At 72.5% G+C, this 3955-nt stretch carries 5 protein-coding genes; 2 read left to right on the top strand and 3 right to left on the bottom strand.

From position 1 onward, the window contains the following. Nucleotides 1-150: 150 nt before the first annotated feature. The 3 genes from ACFXA3_RS20925 to ACFXA3_RS20915 all read right to left on the bottom strand — a co-directional run bounded on the left by ACFXA3_RS20925 (nt 151) and on the right by ACFXA3_RS20915 (nt 2873). The gene (locus tag ACFXA3_RS20925) at nt 151-1020 is read right to left on the bottom strand and encodes a PIG-L family deacetylase (protein ID WP_385188759.1); all 870 of its coding nucleotides are present in this window, start codon (nt 1018-1020) and stop codon (nt 151-153) included. A 174-nt stretch (nt 1021-1194) separates the two neighbouring features. Beyond that, complete coding sequence (locus ACFXA3_RS20920; RefSeq protein ID WP_385188757.1) at nt 1195-1677, bottom strand: hypothetical protein; 483 nt, start codon at nt 1675-1677, stop codon at nt 1195-1197. A gap of 164 nt (nt 1678-1841) precedes the next feature. Next, complete coding sequence (locus ACFXA3_RS20915; RefSeq protein ID WP_385188755.1) at nt 1842-2873, bottom strand: helix-turn-helix domain-containing protein; 1032 nt, start codon at nt 2871-2873, stop codon at nt 1842-1844. 439 nt (nt 2874-3312) lie between these two features. Between ACFXA3_RS20915 and ACFXA3_RS20910 the strand changes: the two genes are divergently transcribed. Together ACFXA3_RS20910 and ACFXA3_RS20905 are read left to right on the top strand one after the other, a co-directional pair. Continuing rightward, nucleotides 3313-3504: a hypothetical protein gene (locus ACFXA3_RS20910; RefSeq protein ID WP_385188753.1), complete on the top strand. Its 192-nt coding sequence runs from the start codon at nt 3313-3315 to the stop codon at nt 3502-3504. A gap of 62 nt (nt 3505-3566) precedes the next feature. Further along, on the top strand, nt 3567-3812 hold the full coding sequence (locus ACFXA3_RS20905) for a response regulator transcription factor (protein ID WP_385188751.1): 246 nt from the start codon (nt 3567-3569) through the stop codon (nt 3810-3812). The last annotated feature ends 143 nt before the right edge of the window (nt 3813-3955 follow it).

The raw sequence follows: 3955 nt of genomic DNA, 5'->3' as shown, positions 1-3955 counted from the left end.
GGGCGCGGCGGGCGGGCGGGCGCGCGGCGGCGGGCGCGTCCGCTGGACCCCCCGGCGCCCCCGCCGCCGCGCGGCCCGCCGCCCCCCCCCCGGGCCGGGCTTCCTGCGTACGGCTGCGCCCCTGCCGGAGCCCGGTCCGGCGGGGTGGGGTCAGCGCAGGCCGGCGAAGAGGTCGTTCTCGGGGAGGGCCGCTCCGGTGGAGTCCTTGACCCGTACGAAGGTCTCCATGCCCATCAGCTCGCCGAACGTCTCCTTGCCCATCTTGAGGAAGAAGATGTTCTCGCCCTGACTGGCGTGCGCGGCCAGGGCGTCGAACTTCTGCTCGCTGAAGGCGAGGGTGTCCACCCAGGTGGTGATCTCGTCGTCGGGGAGGCCGATCTCGGCCGGCGCGGCGGCCTCGGCCGGTTCCGGTTCCGGCTGCGGCTCCGGCTGCGCCTGCGGCTCCGGTTCCGGCATGTCCGCGTGAAGCTCGCGCATGATCTCGCCGAACCGCCGCATCGTCGAGTGCGGCATCGTCGTCCAGTACACCTTCGGTGTCAGCCCGGTCATCTCCAGCGCCGCCATCGTGATGCGGTGGGCCTGGATGTGGTCGGGGTGGCCGTAGAAGCCGTTCTCGTCGTAGGTGACGACCACGTCGGGGCGGTAGTGCCGCATGAGCTCGGCGAGTCGGGCGGCGCCTTCCTCCACGGGGGTCTGCCAGAAGGATCCGGGGGCGTCGTTGCTCGGCCAGCCCATCATCCCGGAGTCGGCATAGTCCAGCATCTCCAGGTCGCTGATCTGCAGGACGTCACGGCTCGCCTCGAGTTCTTGACGGCGCATCAAGGCGACGGCAGCCGGGTCGTGTCCGGGATCGCCCGGCTTGACGCCCCCCGGTCCGTCACCGCAGCCGCCGTCGGTACACGTCACCAGAACCGTGCGGATGCCCTCCGCCGCATACCGCGCGAGGACCCCTCCGGTTCCGGTGGCCTCGTCGTCCGGGTGGGCGTGTACCGCCATGAGCGTCAAAGGCCGGTCAGACATGGAAAAGTCCTCCTGCTGAAGTGCGTCTTGGTCCAGTGCGCGGCGGGAACCGCGAGGCCGGGGACCGCAGATCCGCCAGTCACCTGGTGGTGCAACCGTTCAGACCGGACCGGCTGTTCCCGGCCGGCGCCGCCGCTCGCTGTTCCGGGCGTCCCCGGGCCCCGGCGGGTCGGCCTACGACGGCGCCTGCGAGCCGGCCGCGGGCTCACCGGCCTCCGGGCCGATGCGGGTCAGCAGCAGCCGTGCGCCGGGGGTGAGGTCGGCACGCCAGCCCCAGCCGGGCGGGACGTAGAGCACTTCGCCGGACCTGAGGCGGCAGGAGAAGGGTTCTTCGGCGCCCGACACCGCATGCAGCCGCCAGGTCCCGGCCCCGTTCTCCTGCTGCACCAGCAGGTGTCCGAACGAGCCGGCGGACAGCGGCCGGGCGCCGTCCTCGTCCGCGCGGTGCCGCTCGATGTCCGACTGAAGCCCCGTCAGCCGCGCCAGCTCACGGGCCTCTGCCGCCAGGACGGCTGCGGCCTCCTGCCCCTCGTGCGTCGCACGTTCCTGCTCGGGCCACAGGATCGCGGGCCCCTGACCGCGGCACCGTGCGAGGAACTGCGCCAGTTCCCGTGCCTGGGGTGAGGACACCCCGTCTGCCGATGGCGCGCTGTGCATGGGGCTCCTGTGGTGTGGTGTCCGTACGTGCCGCTCACGTCACGGAACCCGGGCGACTCCGTCATGACGAGCATTCCCCACCGCGGGCCGCCGGGACAGTCACGAAGACCCGTTCCCGCATCTCCCGCCCCGTACACGCCGCGGCCCCGGACACCGCCTCGGCTCTAGGAAGCCTCGAGCGGTTCGGCCGGCCCGTCGATGTCCAGCAGGCCCCGCTCCGCGGCGCGGACGCCGGCCTGGAAGCGGCTTCCCGCGCCCAGCTCCTCCATGATGTCGGCGATGTGGCGCCGTGCCGTGCGCAGCGACATGCCCAGGCGCCGGGCGATCGCCTCGTCCTTCAGGCCGGCGGCCAGCAGTCGCACGATCGTTTCGTGGATCTCCCGGGAGACCGTTTCGAGTTGCTGGCCGACCGCGGCGGTGAACGGGGTGGCCCGGTCCCAGGTCTGCTCGAAGATCTCGCACAGGTAGTTCACGGTGGACGGCTGCCGGATCACCACGGCTCCCCAACTGCCGTCCTGGACGGGGATGAACGCGGTCTCACGGTCGAAGACGATCAGGCGGCCGAACAGCTCGTGCGCGGTGCGGTACTCCCCGCCCAGGGCCGAGGCCGCTGCGACGTACGCCTGGCTCGGTCCGTTGAAACGTGCCGTGTGGTGGTAGAGGGTGCGCATCCGGACGCCGCGTTCGAGGATGGCACGGTCGCGCACCAGGGCCTCTTCCATCGCCTCGGGGACCCGGGCGCCACCGCCGGGCTGGCTGGCGATGATCTCGGTGCGGCACCGTTCGGAGGCCTGCCTGAGGGCGTCGCGCACGACGTGGAGGTTGTCCAGGACCTCCAGCGCCCCCGAGGCCGAACGGCGCCGGTCGTAGGAGGGGGCGGCGCGCAGCAGCTCTTCCCGGATGCCGGCGAGTTGCTGCTGTTGCCGCAGGATCCGGGCTTCCACGGGAGCGGCGAGCTGAGCGGCCGCGGTCTCGGGCGCCACGGCGAAGATCGTGGTGGGTTCGCCGGGGCTTTCCTGTAGCAGGCGCAGCCGCAGCAGGCGTTCGACACCGGCGGCCGCGTCCTCGCGACTCACCCCGGTGTCCGCGGCGATGGCGTCCGGGCAACCCGTGCCGTGTTCGAGCACCCAGCCGTACACGGCTATGTCGGAGTCCTGCAGTTCCTTGGCATCCAGCAGCGTGTCGTCCAGTCCCAATGCCCTGCGCCCCCACCGATCAGTCAGGCCCTTGAGGCGAGCCCTTTGGTCCAGGCGAACAGAATAGGAGCACCGGAGCACGGCGACACAACGGGAGGCACTGCGCAAGTCGGCCATCTGAGGCGCATCGGGGTCCGCCATCCCGGCGCCCGACCGGATCCGCGGTGGCCGTGGGGAGCGGATCAGGCCCCCGGACTGTCCGGATTCGGCCCCTCGGTCCGGCCGTTCCCGGGGGTGTCGGCGCAGGGCCGAGTGCCTCGGGCGGACCCTTGGTCATTTGTTATGCAATGAAGAGTCCGATATGCCCCCTGGCGCTTTACTGCCAGGTCGTTTGCTGAGGGGCTGCGTGGTCGCTTCCGGGGCGGTGCACAGGACAGTTTGGTCCCTGTCAGCAACTCGACGTCCCCGGGCTGAGAAGCCGGATACCAGGAGCCCCCACATGAAGCGACCCTCCCTGCCCGTACGGATCGCACTGGCCGCCGTCATCACCGCAGTCTGTTCCGCCACCGCGGCGGTTGCCGTGGTGGTGCGCTCGCCCGAGCACTCCGCCACCGCTCCGCAGACGGTCGTGGCGGAGCCCTCCTGCCCGCCGGTGGGCAAGTGCACCGAGGACACCTCCTGGGGCGGCTGATCCCGCCCGCGTCCCGCCCTCCGCAGATCCGCGTACCGCGCACCCGAGACCAGGAGTCCGTCATGGCCGACATCGCCAACCTCGCCGACATCGCTGACATCGCCGAAGCACCGCCCAGCTTCACGCCGCGCGAACAGCAGGTGCTCGCCCTCCTGTCGGAAGGGGAGACCTACTGCCGCATCGCGAGCCGTCTGGGCATCAGCCGGCACACGGTCGACACCTATCTGCGCCACCTGCGGAGAAAGACCGGCACCACCAACCGCACCCAGCTGGCGGTGCTCGCGTCCCAGTTGGGCTACCGGTCCTGACCCGGCCCGGTGGGGCGACGCGCGCCGGTGGGGGGGGGGGCCCCCCCGCCCCCCCCGCCGCCCCGGGCCCGGGGCGGCGCGCGCGGCGCGCGCCCGGCCCCGGCCGCCCCCCCCCCCCCCCGCCCCGGCGCCCGCCGGCCCCG

It is taken from the genome of Streptomyces sp. NPDC059456 (genome assembly GCF_042750055.1).
Classification (GTDB): Bacteria; Actinomycetota; Actinomycetes; order Streptomycetales; family Streptomycetaceae; genus Streptomyces.
This window is presented reverse-complemented; position numbering and strand designations above follow the sequence as displayed.

Excerpts from the sequence above, each read along its gene's own strand:
- ACFXA3_RS20920 (WP_385188757.1), bottom strand. The coding sequence starts at position 1,677 with ATGCACAGCGCGCCATCGGCAGACGGGGTGTCCTCACCCCAGGCACGG.
- ACFXA3_RS20905 (WP_385188751.1), top strand. The coding sequence starts at position 3,567 with ATGGCCGACATCGCCAACCTCGCCGACATCGCTGACATCGCCGAAGCA.
- ACFXA3_RS20925 (WP_385188759.1), bottom strand. The coding sequence starts at position 1,020 with ATGTCTGACCGGCCTTTGACGCTCATGGCGGTACACGCCCACCCGGAC.
- ACFXA3_RS20910 (WP_385188753.1), top strand. The coding sequence starts at position 3,313 with ATGAAGCGACCCTCCCTGCCCGTACGGATCGCACTGGCCGCCGTCATC.